This window comes from Phycisphaeraceae bacterium (genome assembly GCA_019636795.1).
Taxonomy (GTDB): domain Bacteria; phylum Planctomycetota; class Phycisphaerae; order Phycisphaerales; family UBA1924; genus JAHBWW01.
Map to the genome: position 1 here is coordinate 189,366 of JAHBWW010000003.1, position 16,270 is coordinate 205,635.

A 16,270-nucleotide genomic window follows, 5' to 3' on the forward strand; every position below is an offset into this window, starting at 1 on the left:
CCAGACCTGAAGGCATGATCCATCAAGGGGTCGCGACACAGGTCGCGGCCCCTTTTTCATGCGCTGGTGTCGCGGCGACGAGTTGATATCCCCGTGCGGTCTCAGAGCATGTCTTCGGGCCGAGGCTCGTCCACGATCTGATCCCGAATCTGGTCGAGCATTTCGAGCAACTTCTCGCGTTCAGGCCCATCGAGTTGATTCGCCATCGCGAGCAGGCTTTGCGGAGTGATGCGTTTTCGCTGCGCCGACCCGTCGGGCATGCGCCGAAGCGCAAGCCCCGGCGACGCGCTGAGCATGTCGCCGTTGCGTTCGATCAGATCGGCAATCTTGCGAAGCAGTGTCGCGGCAGTCGCCGGCGAGACACCATGCCCCACACGCACCCGCACCGGCACAAGACCCGGGTCGCCGGTCTCGCGGCGAAGCACCGTCGCCGTCACGACGTGCCCTTCGCTGTCGGCTGAAGGATCATCGGCGCGGTCATAGGTCTCGGCATTGAACCCTGTCAGATACACCGCGAGGTGTTTCGAATCGCTCATGATTTCCCTTTTCGCACTGCCCGCTCGATCCATCCTCCGCCCAGCACCAGACTTGGCTCATCACGCCCATACAGCACGATTGCCTGCCCCGGCGCCACAGCGAACTGAGGCTCGGCGAAGCGAACCTCAAAGCGGCCAGAGCGTCCCGATTGCGTCGCCGCATGACCCGGTGCAATCACGCGATACTCAGCCAGACATGCGTCACTGTTGTAGCGGTGCTGCGCTCGGCATGGTGTCCAGTCGGCTGCAGGCTCGACGAACCACTGCGCCTCGCCGCCGGTGCACGACTCAAAGTAGAGTTCCTCGCGCGAGCCCACGACAATTGTGTTGTCCGCAGTCCGCTTGTCGACAACGTAGATCGGGCTTCCGGCCGCAACGCCAACGCCGCGACGCTGCCCGATCGTGAAGCGATGGTGCCCCTGATGCCGACCGACTTCACGCCCGGCTGTGTCGATGATTTTCCCTTCGACGCGTAACTCAGGCCGCTGCCGCTCGACAAAACCCGCGTAGTCGTTGTCCGGGACAAAACAAATCTCCTGACTGTCGGGCTTGTCGAAGACAGGAAGCCCGAGCGCCTTGGCGCGCTCGCGCACTTCGGACTTGTGCATGCCTCCAATCGGGAGCATCATGTGGCCAATCGCATCGGCTGCCGCACCGAACAGGACGTACGACTGGTCCTTCGATTCATCCAGCCCCCGCATCAAACGCGGTCGTCCGTCACGCTGCTCGATGCGCGCGTAGTGCCCGCTCGCGACCAGATCGGCACCAAGCTGCTGCGCGTACGACTTGAGTTTCCCGAACTTGAGCCAATCGTTGCATCTGATACAGGGGTTGGGGGTGCGCCCGTCGGCATACTCGCTGACAAAGTGGCGGATGATGCGTCCGAAGTCTTCGCGGAAGTTGCAGACATAAAAAGGCACATCAAGAATCGCCGCGACCAATCTTGCGTCGGCCGCGTCCCCCACCGAACAGCACCCCTGATGTCCCACCTTGAGCGAACGCGTGTTGCAGCCGTCTCCCTCCTTGACGATGAGTTCATCGCCCGGGGAACCAAGCCGCATGAAGCACCCGATCACTTCGTATCCATCGTTGCGCAAAATCGCCGCGGCGACCGAGGAATCAACACCCCCGGACATCGCGACCAAGACCTTTCCCCGTGTTGCACGCATGAGCCTGATCGTAGGTGTGGTCAGATGCGCGGGAGCCCCGGCAGATCGTCGCCCGCATCGCTCACCGAAGGCTCGGCCAGAGGGATCGGGAGGTCGTCGGAAAGCGATGCCAAAGGAATCGAAGGCGACGGCTTGGGAGGCGGAGGAACCCTCGCTGCCAGGCTTGCAATGCGCTCTTCACGCCGTGCCGAAACCCGGGCGTCGCGCTCGCTGGCTGTCACGGCATTGTTGACAGCCCATGTCGCCATGTGCGATAGCTGAAGCAGAAAAAACAGAAACCCAACCGTCGCGATTCCACTCACCGAGACCGACCACATCAGCACCAACGCTGCCATCCCGCGCATCCCGACCGATCCGACAAGAATCATCGCCATGACGACCGCAGTCATAGTGCACAGCGCAATGACCGAACTCGCCAGACGGAAGCGCGTGCTCAGGCTCCCGTCGCCCGCCCAATCGCATAGCGCCGACAGATAGACACCCAGCGGCACAAGCGCCACCACGCACAGAAGCACAATGCCCAGCCCCGCCAGAAGCAGAACCTGAGCGATCAATGGTAAGCCCACGGGTGTACTCATCTGCGTCAAATATCCCGCAAAGATCAACCCTGCCGCGACGATGGGCAGCATGTGCACGACCCGAAGCGTCACGCGGAGTTTGCGATGATCCAGCACCGAGTCCCGCGGCAATCCGCTTGGCCGTTTCCACGTCGTGAGCCAGACTCCAGCCGCCCAAGCCGGCGTGAGCCCGAGCATTGACACGGGAACGATTGCGTACTGCCCCGTCCACCACGCTGCTGCAACCGTCACAATGGCACCGATCGAGACAACTGCGAGCAGAAGCAAAGCCCATCGCAGATGTCGCAGATAGTTCAGCGGTGCATCAACAAGATTGTCGCCAAACCTCCCGGATGGTCGGTGCATCACAATTGGCCGCCCGCACTCGGGGCAGACACCGCCAGCCACGAGCCCGATCAGGTCATACTCGCAGTTCGGGCAACGCTGATGCTCGCGGATCACCGATCCGCGCGAACGCCCTTGCAGACTCGAAGGCAACGAAGTCATATCGCTCGTTCTACCTCCCGCTGCCGCACGGGTTGCACTAGGCCAATGTGCCCGCTGCTGCAGCAACCGCCGCGTTGAACATCACCAATCCCGGCGTCTGGCGGCCTTCACGCGGACCAAGCCGCGTCCAGAATGGGTGCCGCGTCCAGTCCAGATACCGCTCAGGGTGCGGCATGAGTCCGAAAATCCGCCCGGTCGCGTCGCACACGCCGGCAATCGATCGGGCAGAACCATTGAAGTTTTCCCGATACCGCAGCGCGACCTGCCCGCTCGTTTCGAGGCGATCAAGCACCGCTTCGGACCGGGCGACCAGCCTCCCCTCGCCGTGCGCGCTCGGGAGCATCAGTTCATCCTCGCCATACCCCTCACGCCAAGGCGCAGTCCAGACGCACACCGAGTTGGCCGGCACCTCGACCCGAGTCCATTGATCGACGAAACTCCCGCCGACGTTGTGCGCCAGCGCCAGTTCCTGCTCAGGCCGCGCTAGAGGCATCCGTTCCCCGGGCGTCGGCCCCGGCAGAAGCCCAACCTGAACCATCACCTGAAACCCATTGCACGCCCCGATCATCAACGTGCCTCGATCCGCTGCTGCCCGCAAAGGCTGCCACAAATTTTCGCGGATCTTCATCGCCAGGATGCGCCCGGACGCGATGTCGTCACCATGGCTGAACCCGCCCGGAAAGCCGATCAGGTCTGCTCGCTCGATGGGCGAAGCATCCTCGATCAGGCGATCGATGTGAACCAGATCGACACCGGCCCCCGCCAGCGCGAACCCGCGCACCATCTCCGCTTCGCAGTTGGTCCCAGCAGTCCGAATCACCAGTGCCCGTACCATGCCGATCCCTCACAACTTCCCTTTGACGATAGGAGCGGCACCGGCGCGCCGAACCTCGGCCCTCCGTATAGTCTGGTGAAAGGAATCTCCATGCCCAAGGTCTACCCCTTCCAGGCTATTCAATACAACAAAGGGATCGGCGATGTCAGCACCCTCGTCGCGCCGCCCTATGACGTACTCAACGCGACACAGAAGGCGGACCTTGTGCGCCGCAACCCCGCCAACATTGTCGGGGCCGACCTGCCACACGTTCCTGCCAAGGAACTCGGCCCACCGCAGGCATACCGCGCCGCTGCCGATCTGATCGCACAGTGGACTGCCCAGGGCACGCTTTCGAAGCGATCAGCTCCCGCCATGTTTGCCTACGTTCAAACCTTCGACTTCCAGGGCCACCGATTCCGCCGCAAGGGCATCGCCTGCACCGTCGAAACACTGCCACTCGGCCCGCGCGACGGGGGCGGCGTTCTCCCCCACGAACACACCTTCTCCGGGCCAAAGGAAGACCGCCTCGCGCTCATGAAGTCAACCGCGATGCAGATCTCCCCGATCTTCGGGCTGCATGCCGACGAGTCCGGCCGCGCCACCGCGCTCATCGAACACGTCATCGCTTCTCGCTCTCCCGACATGACGGCAAACCTCGGCGACGGCGTTGTACATGAAGTCTGGACCATCGAAGACGCGCCGACCATCGCTGCGTATCAGGACGCACTCGCGGGAGAAGACATTTTCATCGCCGATGGCCATCATCGCTATAACACCGCAGTCAACTATCTTGCCCACCTCGAATCGCAGCAACCAGTTCCCGCCAGTCATCCCGCGCGGCGCACCATGTTTGTCATTGTCGGCATGTCCGACCCTGGGCTTGCCATCGGTCCAACTCATCGCGTCCTGGGCGGCATGAAGCACTACACCATCGAGAAGTTCATCGAAGCCTCGCAAGGGTTTCTCAACATTGAGCCCGTCGACAACGACCCGCACACGTTTGACAAGTCCATCGCCCACATCGCCGACCGCGAGGGTACCAATGTGTTTGGGATCATGGATTTTGCCACGGGTCTGTGCTATTGCGCGTGGTCCGTCGTCGATGATCCGCTTGAGGACCGTTTTCCCAAGATGCCCGAAGCCTGGCGGCGACTGGATGTCGCGATCATTCAGCACCTCATCGTCGAGGAAATCTGCCAGCCGATGCTCAACGAAGACAAACCCGTCACCTGGGCTTTCCCGCACTCGATCGATGAACTCCTCGAAATCGGACGCGGCGGCGAAACAGGCGCAGGTGGTGGCTCAGGATTCGCACAACTCGCTGTCGTCGTACGCCCCACGCCTCTGGCGTCGGTCCGCGATGTGAGTCTTGCCGGCGAGGTCATGCCTCAGAAGTCGACCTTCTTCTATCCCAAACTCGCGACCGGGCTGTTCCTCAATCCTCTGTCATGACCAGGCGCCGGTGAGCTTCTTCAACTGCCGAACGAAGCCATGCCAGGTAGGCAGAAGCCTTCTGCTCGCCTTCGAAGCGCGTTATTTCGTGTGCACCAAGCCTCACCACGCTCGTCGGGAGGTAGCGGACGTTGCCGAGTTCCAGCGCATCGCGCCGGTCATTGTCCGCATCGACATACACCGCAATGAACTCGCGCCGGATGAACGACTCGACCTCGGAATTCGACAGCGTGTGCCGCTTCATCTTCTGGCACGAACCGCACCAGTCCGCCGTCACGAACGCCAGCACGGGCTTGCCTGATTCATCGCTCTGCTCGGTCGCCATATTCAGCGTGATGTTGCGATCAAAAACCGCAGGCGTGGCTGCGACTCCTCCAAGTCTCGGAAGGACCATTGCCGCTGCTGCAATCCCGACGATGGCAACCAGAACTCCAAGTCGTTTCACAAACATGCTCCGTTCTGCCCCCGCTCTTGTTCAAACTCCGATCGCTCTGATCCTATTTCACATCTTTGACGAGCGAACCCAGCAGCGGCTCGATCAGCCTCCGCGTGGTTATCAGGCCAAAATCCAGCGAGCCACGCGTCACAATCGCCTCGCGAGCCCCTGCCGCCGACATGCGAGAAAGCCCCTCACGCACCGTCACGTTCTCATCGATGCGTAGCGGCGTACGCACCGGCCAGCCCTTCCCCGCATCCGGCACCCCCGAGATCAACCCCTCCACTCTCCCACGCTCGCGCATCACCACCACGGGGTCGCGTGCTGCACGCTGCACCGCTGCCGCCACGCGAGCACGATCCGCCGCATTGACCACCGACACCGAGGCCGTGAGAGGTACTGCGTGACGACCAACGGTCGTTCGACTCAGTTCCATTGCCTCATCGACCAGTGAAGCCTGAACTTCGCTGATCGCCCCGTGTGTCGCGCCTTCCTTGAGCATCCACGCGATTTGCGAACGACGGTCGGGCGTCGCCTTTTGCCCTCCAAAGGCACGCGACGCACCTCTGGCCAGCAGGACCACCAGCACCATCACAGGCCAGCACAACACACGCAAGACGCGAACCAGCCACACCAACCGATATGAAAACCGATCCGCCCCGACGCGAAACAACTCCTTGGGCAGCGATTCGCCAAACACCAGCAGCACCGGAGTCAGCGCCAACGTCTGCAACCCCACCACCCAGCCCTCTGAAAACCCCATCGAGAGCAGAGCCATGCTCAGTCCAAGAGCGCCCATATTGTTGAATACGTTGTTCCAGATCAGGAGCGTCGTCAACAGGCGATCGGGCTCATCGAGTTCCTGCTGCACCGCCACTGCTGCCGCATCAGGTGGCGTTTCGCCCGCACGCAGGCGAAGCCGGACACGATTGACACAGTAGAACCCCATCTCCAGCCCGCTGCACAAGGCCGAGCCGAAGAGTCCGACCACGCCAAGCGCAATGCCTGTCATCATCGACTCATTCATCGCCAATCTCCGTCGAGCCGAGTCGTCGCACGCGAACCCTCCGCACCGCACGCCCACGCAACTGACTCACTTCAAGCCTCAGGCCTCCGACTTCCACAGCGTCACCCACCACTGGCATACGTCCGAGTTCGGCCTGTACCAAACCCCCGATGGTGCTCACCCGTGCCGACCCGGTCCAGGGCTCGACCTCACCGAGTTCAAGTTCTTCCGCAAAATCCCGCAATCCCAGCCGCCCAGTCACAATCCACGCGCCTTCGCCCGCCGGCCTTATGTCTCGCGCATCGGCATCACCTGATCCGATACCCGCCGCAAGTTCATCGACAATGTCGTCAAGCAGCACCATGCCGATGATCGCGCCCATTTCGTCGACGCAGTACGCACACTCCGCCGCGCGCTGCGTCAGCACACCAAGCACCTGGTCGAGCCTGGCTTGCTCCGGGACGAACACGGGAGGCAACACCATGCCACCCTTAAGACCCGCCGCAACCCGACGAACGTCGATTGTCCCGCGAACATCGTTGTGCAACTCGTCACCGCTGATCGGAATGAACATCTGATCAGCATCGAGCACTTCTCCAATCGACCAATCTGCACGCACCCACTTCAGATCAATCCGAGGCGTCATGATTTCGCGCGCTCGCCGCAGCCGCAGTTCGAGCACGTCCTGCAGAAGCGCCTGCTCCTCAGCCGACAGGTGCAAACTCTCCATCTGCACTAGTTGGGTCAACTCGATTGTGCTCACCGACCCTGACGATTGATCGGGGTGAACCAGCCTCGACAAAGGTGCAATCACAAGCGAGTCCAGCACCGAAAGCACAGGCCACCCGATCTTGCGAAGCACATACAGGGGTCTGGCGATCATCAGGCACACCCACACACGGGCGCTTCCCGCTGCAATCTTCGCAAACACCTCGCCGAACAGAATCATCGCCAGAAGCGCAGCCCCAGTCATGATCGACGCGTGAAGCGGATCGGCAAAACGCAGCGAGAGCACCGAACTGACCGCGAAGTACGCGACGTTGATCGTCATGTTCAAAACGAGAATGAGGATCAGCAGCACGCGGGGAGAACCGAGCAGCACCCCCACGATCCGGGCGGTCGCATTTGATTGCATCGCGAGCTTTTCCCGGTCCGCAGCCGTGAGCCCGAACAGGGCCGTCTCCGAGCCTGACGCCAAGGCGGAAAGCACAAGAAGCAAGGGCAAGATCAGGAGTAATCCGTACAACTCACACCCGTTCCGGGCTTCAAGCCCGCATGACCCTATCATAAACCAATCGCACAGAAACTGGAAGCGACATTGACGCGAAAGGCAAAAGTCTGGACGATACAAGCACAGACTCAACCCACGGAGCACACGCGTGGCAAAGCATATCGGAATGGTTGGAATCAGCCCTGTCGGAGCGGCGTTGTGCTATCGACAACTTTTTCGACACGCAAGAGCAAATCTGCCCCCGCACGAGCATCCCGCCTTCACGATGCACTCGCTGCCGTTGCATGGCTTCCTTGAAGCGGTGCGACGCGACGACTGGCACCGCGTGGCCGCCCTCCTGCGACAGTCCGTCGACATCCTCGCCAATGCGGGCGCGCAGATCTGCTTCACCCCAGACAACATGGTTCAACACGCACTGCCCTTGATTGCCCGCAACTCCCCGATTCCATGGATCAGCATGGCTGAAACCGTTGCCGAAACAATTTCGAAAGACGGTCGCACACTCGTCGGCATCATCGGCACCACCATCGTGACCTCCGGCTCCACCTATCAGGCACATCTTGGGGTCAAAGGTATCAGAATCCACAAGCCTCAGCATGACGAAGCCGACACCATCCAGCGCATCATTCTTGAGCAACTTGTTCATGGTGTGCTCGACGACGCGAGCCTCGACGCTCTGCACGCGATTGTGGTGCAGATGAAGGAACGCGGGTGTGACGCTGTGCTCTTCGGGTGCAGCGAAGCCCCACTTCTTGTGGAAAAGGGAGATTGGGCGCTCCCTGTCTACGACTCGAACGACATCGTTGCCCGAGAAGTGTTCAACCGATCAACTCAGCCCTGATCGAAATGAACCGGACTCGACTCACTGGCTCGATTCAAGCGGGTATCCCGCCCGAGTCCACGCTTCGATTCCGCCATCGAACATCCGCGCCCGCTTCATGCGCATCTTGAGCAGTTCCTTTGTGACACCCTTGGCCACACCACTGCCCGGGTTGGTTCCGTACACCACGATGCTGCTGTGCTGTCCGATCGCGGGGTCAACCCCAGCAGGGGCGTGAAAGTCGGCTGGGCGAAGTGAGCGGGCGGTTGGAATATGCCCCGCGTTGTAATCTGCCAGTGGCCTGGCGTCGAGCACAATGACGCGCATCGGGTCACGTTCCTTTTCGTTGAGCATCTGTCGCAGTGCAGCCACATCCACATACTGGATGTCCTTGTCCGTCACATTGCGTTCTCCGCAACCCCCCAGAATTGCAGTGATTCCAAGACAAATTGACCCCGAAATCGGTAGAAATGACCTCATAGTCTGACCCCCAATACATCAACCCACGAAATATGGAACAAAACACCGAACTGAACGTTCAACAGAAGAGAATACTCCCGTCAGGGGCTTCGTGCACCCCGTACCAAACGATTCCCTCACCATGACGAACCACATCGCCACTCTCGCCATCGCTGGTTCCCTCTTGGTTTCAACCGTGGATGCCAAGGCCAGTGTGCCTCCGTCCGACGAGGGCCCCAAAGCGACGTTCACGCTCATTTCCGATGTGTCGCACGCCAAACCCGGAGATGTCTTCTGGATTGCAGTGCAGTTCAAGATTGAGCCAGAGTGGCATATCTACTGGCCCGGACAGAACGACACCGGCATCGCTCCGATCTTCAACTGGACTCTGCCGAGCGGCTGGAAGATCGGTCAACCGCGATGGACAGCACCGAGGCGCTACGAAACGAATAGCGACATGCTCGACCATGTGCTCGAAGGCTCGCCTGTGATTCTTTTCCCCGTGCAGATCGCGCCGGATGCAGCGCTCGGCTCGACCCAGCAGATCGAAGCCGACATCGAGTGGTTTGTCTGCCGCGATGTCTGCCTCGCGGAGTTCGACCAGGCTTCGCTCTCGCTGACGATCGCAGAATCCACAGTCCTTTCTCCCACAGAAGCTCGCGTCCGTGCGCACAAGGCTGCGCTTCCGGCAGCGTGGCCCGCGTCAGACGCCCCCATAGAAATCAATCGGCCAGGGGCGAACTCGTTGAGCGTGTCGAGCTCGCTCCCGGGTGTCCTGTCGTTTTATCCCGCTGCGAGTGGCCGAGGGGTGCTCGATATCGCCGAATCGTGCCAGACCCGCTCGGGCACGTTGCGCATCGAGTTCGCGTCTGAGTCGCGGGCTCCGGTCGTGGGCATCGTGCATTTTGCTGGCGACGATGGGTCGTCATACGCTTATCTGTATCGTGATCCCGTTGAGCCGGATGCTCGGCGAGACGGATTTGAGATCAGGTTGGACACCGTGAAACAAGAAGCATCAAAGGAGTGAATCATCATGAATCTGCGTACGACGAAGATTGCTGTTCTTATTGCAGCCATGGGTATTGCCGGCACTGCCTTCGGCCAAGCCGAAGCCATCAAACCCATCACGAAAGACGCTGAAAAACAGGTTGAGAAGATTGAGAAGAAACTCGACCAGACCGGCAAGGACATCACCAAGAGCATCGAGAAGATGAAGGCAGCCAAGAAGTTCGAGTTCGGGCAGGCTGCGCCTGAGTTCGAACTGGTCGATTCGGCCGGCAAGAAGCATGTCCTCAGCGAGTACGTCGCGGCGGGCAATGTCGTTGTGCTCGAGTGGTTCAACCCGCAATGCCCGGCAGTCGTCAAGCACTACAACGCTGAAGGCACCGGCACCACGCTCAAGATCGAGAAGGAACTGGCCAACGAAAAGGTCGTCTGGCTGCGCATCAACTCGGGCAGCGAAGAGAGCAAGACCAGCGGCAAGGAATACACCGAGAAGGTTCGCAAGGACTGGAAGATCGCCAGCCCGGTGCTGCTCGACATGGACGGCAAGATCGGACGCAAGTACGCCGCCCGCGTCACGCCCGAAATGTTCATCATCAACCGCGAGGGCGTGGTCGCGTATCACGGCGCGATTGACAGCGACCCGAGCACCCGCAAGGTCGGCGACGACCTCTGGGTCCGCGACGCGGTGCGTGCGGTGATCGCCGGCGAAACCGTCGAGAAGCCCCAGACCAAGGCGGTCGGGTGCAGCATCAAGTACGCCCCCGAGAAGAAGGCCGACGCGCAGGATTGAGTTTCAACTTTTCATACTGCTGATCTCCGCGTGCCCCGGCCTCGTGTCGGGGTACGCACTTTTTGCGCCCAGCCAGAAACCCTGAGCACCAATTTGCAACCGCGAGTCTCGGGTTGTTTCGTCCGCACGCCTCCGGACCGATACCATTGCTGCACATGTTTGGAATCCCAGGCCCAATTGGTACTGTGCTCGATCTGCTCGTCGTCATCTTCGGCTTCGGGCTGATTATCTTTATCCACGAACTTGGCCACTTTGTCGCTGCCCGGTGGGCGAAGATCCGTGTGCTGGCGTTCGCGCTGGGTTTCGGCCCGGCGATGGTGTCGTACCGCAAAGGCATGGGCTGGACGCGCGGCACAAGCGAACCGAGATATCTCTCGCTCTTGTCGCGAGGCGAGGCTGGGGGAATCTCATCGACCGAGTATCGCCTCAATACGCTGCCGCTCGGTGGCTATGTGAAGATGCTCGGACAGGAAGACCTCGACCCCGGCGCAGTAAGCGGCGAGCCTGACAGTTACCAATCCGCCAAGCCCTGGAAGCGCATGGTCGTGATCTCGGCGGGTGTGGTGATGAATCTCATCACCGCTGCCATTCTGTTTGTCGTTGTGTTCATGGTTGGGCTGAAGGTTGAGCCACCCAAGATCGGGCAGGTCGAGCCCAACTCCCCCGCTGCTCAAGCCGTTGCGATCAACGCATCGGAAATCGGCATCGTTCAGCCGGGGCTGCAACCGGGCGATGTCGTGATCGAGATCAATGGCCGGCAACCCAAGTCGTATTCGGATCTGTTGGTCGAAGTGGCCATGACCGCGCGGAACGAGCCTGCTCGCCTGTCGATTGCGAGACCCGGCATCGCATCGCCCCTGACATTCGAGATCAAGCCCGAAGCCAGCCGCCTCGATCGACTGCTCTCGATCGGTGTTTCGCCGGCGATGTCGAGCACGCTTCGCTCGTGGCGCGGCGAGGATGCCGAACGCGCGATCGAATCGATCGGGCTTGCAGGCGTCAAGCCGGGCATGCGTCTGATCAGCGTCGCAGGCCAAACCGACATTGCGGGCTATCACGACTTGCTTGCTGCGTGCGCCGCTTCGGGTGGCGAGCCGGTGCGAGTCACTTTTGCCAATGATGCGGAGACTGTCGAGATCGAGCTTACGCCAGCGTCGCAACTGCAGACCGCATTCGTGCCCGGCAGCGAGAAAGACGCTGTTTCGGTGATCGAGCACATCCTCGGGCTGACGCCTGTCATCGCAGTTGCACCGGGCGAAGACAGCGTGACATCGGCTGCACACGAAGCCGGGCTGAGGCCTGGCGACATCTTCGCCCGCATCGGCAGTGTGGAATTCCCGAGCATCGCAACGGGCATTCGCGAAGTGCGCCTCCATCGCAACAAGATGATTGATGTGGTGGTGCTCCGCGACGTCAATGGCGTGATGACAAGCCTTCCTCTGACCACAAAGGTCACATCGGAAGGACGCATCGGGTTCAACGCCTCCGACACGCGCGCAATGAATACGCTTTTGTCGCTCCCACCCACTCAGATGCGAGAGCCAAACGCGACTGACTGGTCTCCATCGCCCGCGTCGAGCGCCATTCTCACCAGTGGACAGCGCATTGTTGAGGTGAATGGCACGAAGGTCTCGAACTTTTCCGAGTTGCGCTCGGCCCTGCAAGACGCGACGCGCGAGGCTGCCTCAACCGAATCGAGCGCCACCGTCCGCCTGACGCTCGAGTGGTTCGCGCTCGCGGGAGATCGACCTCGAGTCGAACGTGAGTGGGCCATTGCCGCGGCCGACGTTGCGGAGTTGCATGCTCTAACCTGGGTTCCGCCGTTTCGCGCCGAACTCTTTGAGCCTGAGCAGGTGCTCCTGCAAGCAGCGACTCCTCTCGAAGCGGTCCGCACGGGCCTGAGCGAAACCCGGCGCGTACTCATCTCGACGTACATTACGTTCGCACGTCTGTTTCAGCAGACGGTCAAGATTGAACACATCAAGGGCCCGGTCGGCATCGCGCACATGGGCACGATCATTGCCGAACGCGGGTTCATCTGGATCCTGTTCTTCATGGCGATCATCAGCGTCAATCTGGCGGTCATCAACTTTCTGCCGCTGCCGATCGTCGATGGCGGGCAGTTTCTGATGATCGTCTACGAGCAGATTCGCGGCAAGCCCGTTCCCATCGTCTTCCAGAATGTCGTCACCATGGCGGGGTTGATCCTCATCGTTTCACTGTTTCTCGTCGTCACGTTCAACGACGTCAAAAATCTCTTTGGCCTCTGAGGCGGGCGGTCCATGGGCCACATCGCCCAGCCCCACGGACCGACTGCAGATGCGCTCAGGAGTCGTGCGCATGCAGTGTCTGGCGGCGTGCTGTGACGCCGTAATGCCGTTGTGGCTTGGGAGTTTTCGGTGCCGCGCTCGATCGGTTGCTCTACAATCCCCTTATGAGCGTTGCTCCGCGAAAGCCCGTGATAACCGCCCCTGATGAGTCTGTCGCAAAGACAGCGCGCTGCGAATCGTCGAACCCTCCGGCGTCGCACGTGTGGGACTATGCGCCAGCTCCGGAATCGCTCAAGGTTACGATCCTTCCGCGTTACGGCCACTTCATAGATGGTGTATTCGTCGAACCCAATACCGGAGTGGACACCGGCCGGCCCACGCATTTCGCCACGATCAATCCCGCGACCGAAGCGGTGCTGAGTGAAATCGCGCACGGTTCGGCTGCCGATGTCGATGCGGCGGTGGTGGCGGCACGCGATGCTCTGCCGGCCTGGGCTGCCCTGCCGGCGCTCGAGCGCGGAAAGTTTCTGTATCGCATCGCCCGACGGATCCAGGAGCGCAGCCGCGAACTCGCGGTGCTTGAAACAATGGATGGCGGCAAGCCCATCAAGGAAAGTCGCGATGTTGACGTGCCCCTGGCAGCGGCTCACTTTTTCTACCACGCAGGCTGGGCCGACAAACTGGCGTATGCGTTTCCCGGTCGCGGCAAACCCGGGCCTGTCGATGTATGCGGGCAGATCATCCCGTGGAACTTTCCGCTGCTGATGGCTGCGTGGAAGATCGCCCCGGCACTTGCGTGCGGAAATACGGTCGTCCTCAAGCCCGCTGAAACGACATCGCTCACGGCACTTCGCCTTGCGGAAATCTTCGCTGAAGTCGGATTGCCCCGAGGCGTGGTCAACATCGTCACCGGCGACGGCCGCACCGGGGCTGCACTCGTCGAACATCCTGGCGTCGATAAGATCGCCTTCACAGGTTCGACCGAAGTCGGCAAGCGCATCGCGGCGGCAACGGCTGCGAGCGAAAAGAAACTCACGCTCGAACTCGGCGGCAAAAGCCCGCACATCATCTTCGAAGATGCAAGCCTCGATCAGGCAGTCGAAGGCATTATTCAAGGCATTTTCTTCAACCAGGGGCATGTGTGCTGTGCGGGCAGCCGATTGTTCGTGCAGGAATCAGTACTCGATGAAGTCGTGCAGAAGTTGACGCTGCGTCTGCGGACATTGCGCGTGGGCGACCCGCTCGACAAAAACACCGACCTTGGCGCCATCAACTCTGGCGAGCAGTTATCGCGGATCGAGCGGTACCTGTCACAGGGAGTGGACGAGGGGGCTGGGCTTTGCGTCGGGGGCGTGAGTGCGATTGCTGGCTGGGATGGAGACACGCCGATTCGTCCTAAGGGCGTCAAAGGATTCTGGTGCCGCCCGTGCCTGCTGACGAGTGTGCAGCCGAGTCATGTAGTCGCCAGAGAAGAAATTTTCGGGCCCGTATTAGCGGTGATGAGTTTCCGCACACCCGAAGAGGCAATCGCACGCGCAAACAACACGCGTTATGGTCTAGCCGCTGGCGTATGGACCGACAAGGGCTCGAAGATCTTTGAACTTGCCGCAAAGTTGCAGGCGGGCGTGATTTGGCTGAACACCTACAACCGATTCGATCCGTCGAGCCCGTTCGGGGGCTACAAGGAATCGGGATTTGGACGCGAGGGCGGAATGCATGGGCTTCGCGGTTATGTGAAGTTCTAGTCGAATTGCACCTTTGCGGACTGAAAGGAGTATCGATGGGCGATCAGGCACAGGACGGATTCAACCCGGCATCGATTGTCCCTGCGGGAGCAAACTTTGAACTGCGCGCGATCACCGAGGCCGACAAGCCCTGGATCGAACGCACGTTGATCCGGTACTGGGCGTCGACGTCAATCTATTCGCGTGGCAAAGTCACCGACGCCTCGACGCTCTCCGGCTTCGGCGCGTTTCGCGACGAAGAACCGATTGGTCTGGTCACCTATCTCATCGATGGCGACTCGTGCGAGATTGTGACGCACAACAGCATGGCTGGCTCGGGCGGAATCGGGACATGCCTGCTGGCTGCAGTTCGGCAGGAAGCTCGAGATCGCGGATGCCGACGCCTGTGGCTTGCGACCACCAACGACAATATCCCGGCGCTCAAGTTCTATCAAAGACGAGACTTCGATCTGGTCGCGCTGTATCACAACGTGATGACTGATGCTCGCAAACTCAAGCCGGAGATTCCTGACGTGGGCTTGTTCGATATTCCGCTTCGACATGAGCTTGAACTGGAGTTTCTGTTGTAGGCACGAAGCGAAAGAGGCACAGCGCGATGAGCGAACGGATTGAAGTTCTCAAGACATACAAGTTGTTCATTGGAGGCAAACTCCCTCGAAGCGAATCGGGCCGCACGCTCGCAGTCCGTGGGGAAACGGGCCAGATCCTGGCGCATGTGTCGCAGGCAAGCCGCAAGGACCTTCGCGATGCTGTAACCGCAGCCCGGGCTGCTGGTCAGGGATGGCGTGCAGCAACCGCGTATCTGCGCGGGCAGATCGTCTACCGCATGGCGGAAATGATGGAAGGCAAGCGCGAGGAATTGGCCCGGGCTTTGATCGAGGTCCGCCCTGGCCGAACCAAGATCGACGCTAGCAGCGAAGTCGATGCAGCGATCGATCGTGTCGTGAGTCTGGCCGGGTGGGCTGACAAGTTTGCGCAGGTGATGGGGTGTGCCAATCCGGTTGCCGGGCCATATCACAACTTCACGGTGCCCGAACCGGTCGGCGTCGTGGGCGTTATCGTAGAGCATGAACAACCGCTCGTCGCGCTCGTGACACTCATCGCAGCCGCGATGTGCACTGGCAATGCCGTTGTCGCGATTGCCGATGAAGCAAACCCTATCGCGGCGTGCATTCTGGGTGAAGTGTGTGCGACCAGTGATGTCCCGGGCGGCGTTGTCAATATCCTGACAGGCCTGCACTCAGAACTGCTGCCGCAGATGGCCGAGCATGGCGGACTGGATGCGGTGGTCGGGCTGGGGATTGGAACCGAAGGCCGGGCACGCCTTCGAGCGGGCATCGCAGGTAACCTCAAGCGCGTCCACTTCGTCGATGTCGCGTCTGTCGCACACGAAGACTCGGCGGGGCCTGTGGTGCTCGAACCATTCGTCGAGTTCAAGACAATGTGGCACCCGGCCGGAAGTTGACCTCC

Annotated in this window: 16 protein-coding genes; 8 read left to right on the top strand and 8 right to left on the bottom strand. The window is 60.7% G+C overall.

Going from position 1 to position 16,270, the window contains the following annotated elements; genetic code table 11:
• Nucleotides 1–101: 101 nt before the first annotated feature.
• From KF757_06925 to KF757_06940, 4 genes are read right to left on the bottom strand one after another with little or no spacing between them, the layout of a single operon-like run.
• Nucleotides 102–536 carry a hypothetical protein gene (locus KF757_06925; protein ID MBX3322707.1) on the bottom strand — a complete coding sequence of 145 codons (435 nt, stop codon included), beginning with the start codon at nucleotides 534–536 and terminating at the stop codon, nucleotides 102–104.
• Complete coding sequence (gene mnmA, locus KF757_06930; GenBank protein MBX3322708.1) at nucleotides 533–1,705, bottom strand: tRNA 2-thiouridine(34) synthase MnmA; 1,173 nt, start codon at nucleotides 1,703–1,705, stop codon at nucleotides 533–535. The genes KF757_06925 and mnmA overlap by 4 nt, the downstream gene beginning before the upstream one ends.
• Nucleotides 1,706–1,725: 20 nt before the next feature.
• The gene (locus KF757_06935) at nucleotides 1,726–2,769 is read right to left on the bottom strand and encodes a hypothetical protein (protein ID MBX3322709.1); all 1,044 of its coding nucleotides are present in this window, start codon (nucleotides 2,767–2,769) and stop codon (nucleotides 1,726–1,728) included.
• A 37-nt stretch (nucleotides 2,770–2,806) separates the two neighbouring features.
• Nucleotides 2,807–3,604 (bottom strand): phosphoribosylformylglycinamidine synthase subunit PurQ, encoded by a 798-nt coding sequence (locus KF757_06940; GenBank protein ID MBX3322710.1) that lies wholly within the window; start codon nucleotides 3,602–3,604, stop codon nucleotides 2,807–2,809.
• Between the two features lie 90 nt (nucleotides 3,605–3,694).
• Between KF757_06940 and KF757_06945 the strand changes: the two genes are divergently transcribed.
• Nucleotides 3,695–5,038 carry a DUF1015 domain-containing protein gene (locus tag KF757_06945; protein ID MBX3322711.1) on the top strand — a complete coding sequence of 448 codons (1,344 nt, stop codon included), beginning with the start codon at nucleotides 3,695–3,697 and terminating at the stop codon, nucleotides 5,036–5,038.
• On the opposite strand, the gene KF757_06950 is transcribed toward KF757_06945, so the two are convergent.
• Genes KF757_06950 through KF757_06960 form a run of 3 tightly spaced genes read right to left on the bottom strand, consistent with a single transcriptional unit; the run spans nucleotide 5,022 to nucleotide 7,705 of the window.
• A complete protein-coding gene (locus tag KF757_06950; protein ID MBX3322712.1) occupies nucleotides 5,022–5,483 on the bottom strand; it encodes a thioredoxin family protein in 462 nt (153 codons plus the stop codon). The genes KF757_06945 and KF757_06950 overlap by 17 nt on opposite strands.
• Nucleotides 5,484–5,535: 52 nt before the next feature.
• Nucleotides 5,536–6,501, bottom strand: a complete 966-nt coding sequence (locus tag KF757_06955) for a DUF21 domain-containing protein (protein ID MBX3322713.1) — start codon at nucleotides 6,499–6,501, stop codon at nucleotides 5,536–5,538.
• Nucleotides 6,494–7,705, bottom strand: a complete 1,212-nt coding sequence (locus tag KF757_06960) for a DUF21 domain-containing protein (GenBank protein MBX3322714.1) — start codon at nucleotides 7,703–7,705, stop codon at nucleotides 6,494–6,496. Before KF757_06960 ends, KF757_06955 begins: the two co-directional genes overlap by 8 nt.
• Before the next feature lie 154 nt (nucleotides 7,706–7,859).
• Here KF757_06960 and KF757_06965 point away from each other — a divergent pair, with 154 nt between their 5' ends.
• On the top strand, nucleotides 7,860–8,552 hold the full coding sequence (locus KF757_06965) for an aspartate/glutamate racemase family protein (protein ID MBX3322715.1): 693 nt from the start codon (nucleotides 7,860–7,862) through the stop codon (nucleotides 8,550–8,552).
• Between the two features lie 21 nt (nucleotides 8,553–8,573).
• Here the strand turns inward: KF757_06965 and KF757_06970 are convergent, their stop codons facing one another.
• On the bottom strand, nucleotides 8,574–8,933 hold the full coding sequence (locus KF757_06970; GenBank protein MBX3322716.1) for a rhodanese-like domain-containing protein: 360 nt from the start codon (nucleotides 8,931–8,933) through the stop codon (nucleotides 8,574–8,576).
• 199 nt (nucleotides 8,934–9,132) lie between these two features.
• Here KF757_06970 and KF757_06975 point away from each other — a divergent pair, with 199 nt between their 5' ends.
• The 6 genes from KF757_06975 (at nucleotide 9,133) to KF757_07000 (ending at nucleotide 16,265) form a co-directional block, all read left to right on the top strand.
• Nucleotides 9,133–10,017, top strand: coding sequence for a hypothetical protein (locus tag KF757_06975; protein ID MBX3322717.1), 885 nt, complete (start codon nucleotides 9,133–9,135; stop codon nucleotides 10,015–10,017).
• Between the two features lie 6 nt (nucleotides 10,018–10,023).
• Nucleotides 10,024–10,785 (top strand): redoxin domain-containing protein, encoded by a 762-nt coding sequence (locus KF757_06980; protein MBX3322718.1) that lies wholly within the window; start codon nucleotides 10,024–10,026, stop codon nucleotides 10,783–10,785.
• A 155-nt stretch (nucleotides 10,786–10,940) separates the two neighbouring features.
• The gene (locus tag KF757_06985) at nucleotides 10,941–13,055 is read left to right on the top strand and encodes a site-2 protease family protein (protein ID MBX3322719.1); all 2,115 of its coding nucleotides are present in this window, start codon (nucleotides 10,941–10,943) and stop codon (nucleotides 13,053–13,055) included.
• Between the two features lie 164 nt (nucleotides 13,056–13,219).
• Nucleotides 13,220–14,800, top strand: coding sequence for an aldehyde dehydrogenase family protein (locus KF757_06990; GenBank protein MBX3322720.1), 1,581 nt, complete (start codon nucleotides 13,220–13,222; stop codon nucleotides 14,798–14,800).
• Nucleotides 14,801–14,835: 35 nt separating this feature from the next.
• Complete coding sequence (locus tag KF757_06995; protein ID MBX3322721.1) at nucleotides 14,836–15,369, top strand: GNAT family N-acetyltransferase; 534 nt, start codon at nucleotides 14,836–14,838, stop codon at nucleotides 15,367–15,369.
• Nucleotides 15,370–15,395: 26 nt separating this feature from the next.
• A complete protein-coding gene (locus KF757_07000) occupies nucleotides 15,396–16,265 on the top strand; it encodes an aldehyde dehydrogenase family protein (protein MBX3322722.1) in 870 nt (289 codons plus the stop codon).
• Nucleotides 16,266–16,270 lie beyond the last annotated feature (5 nt).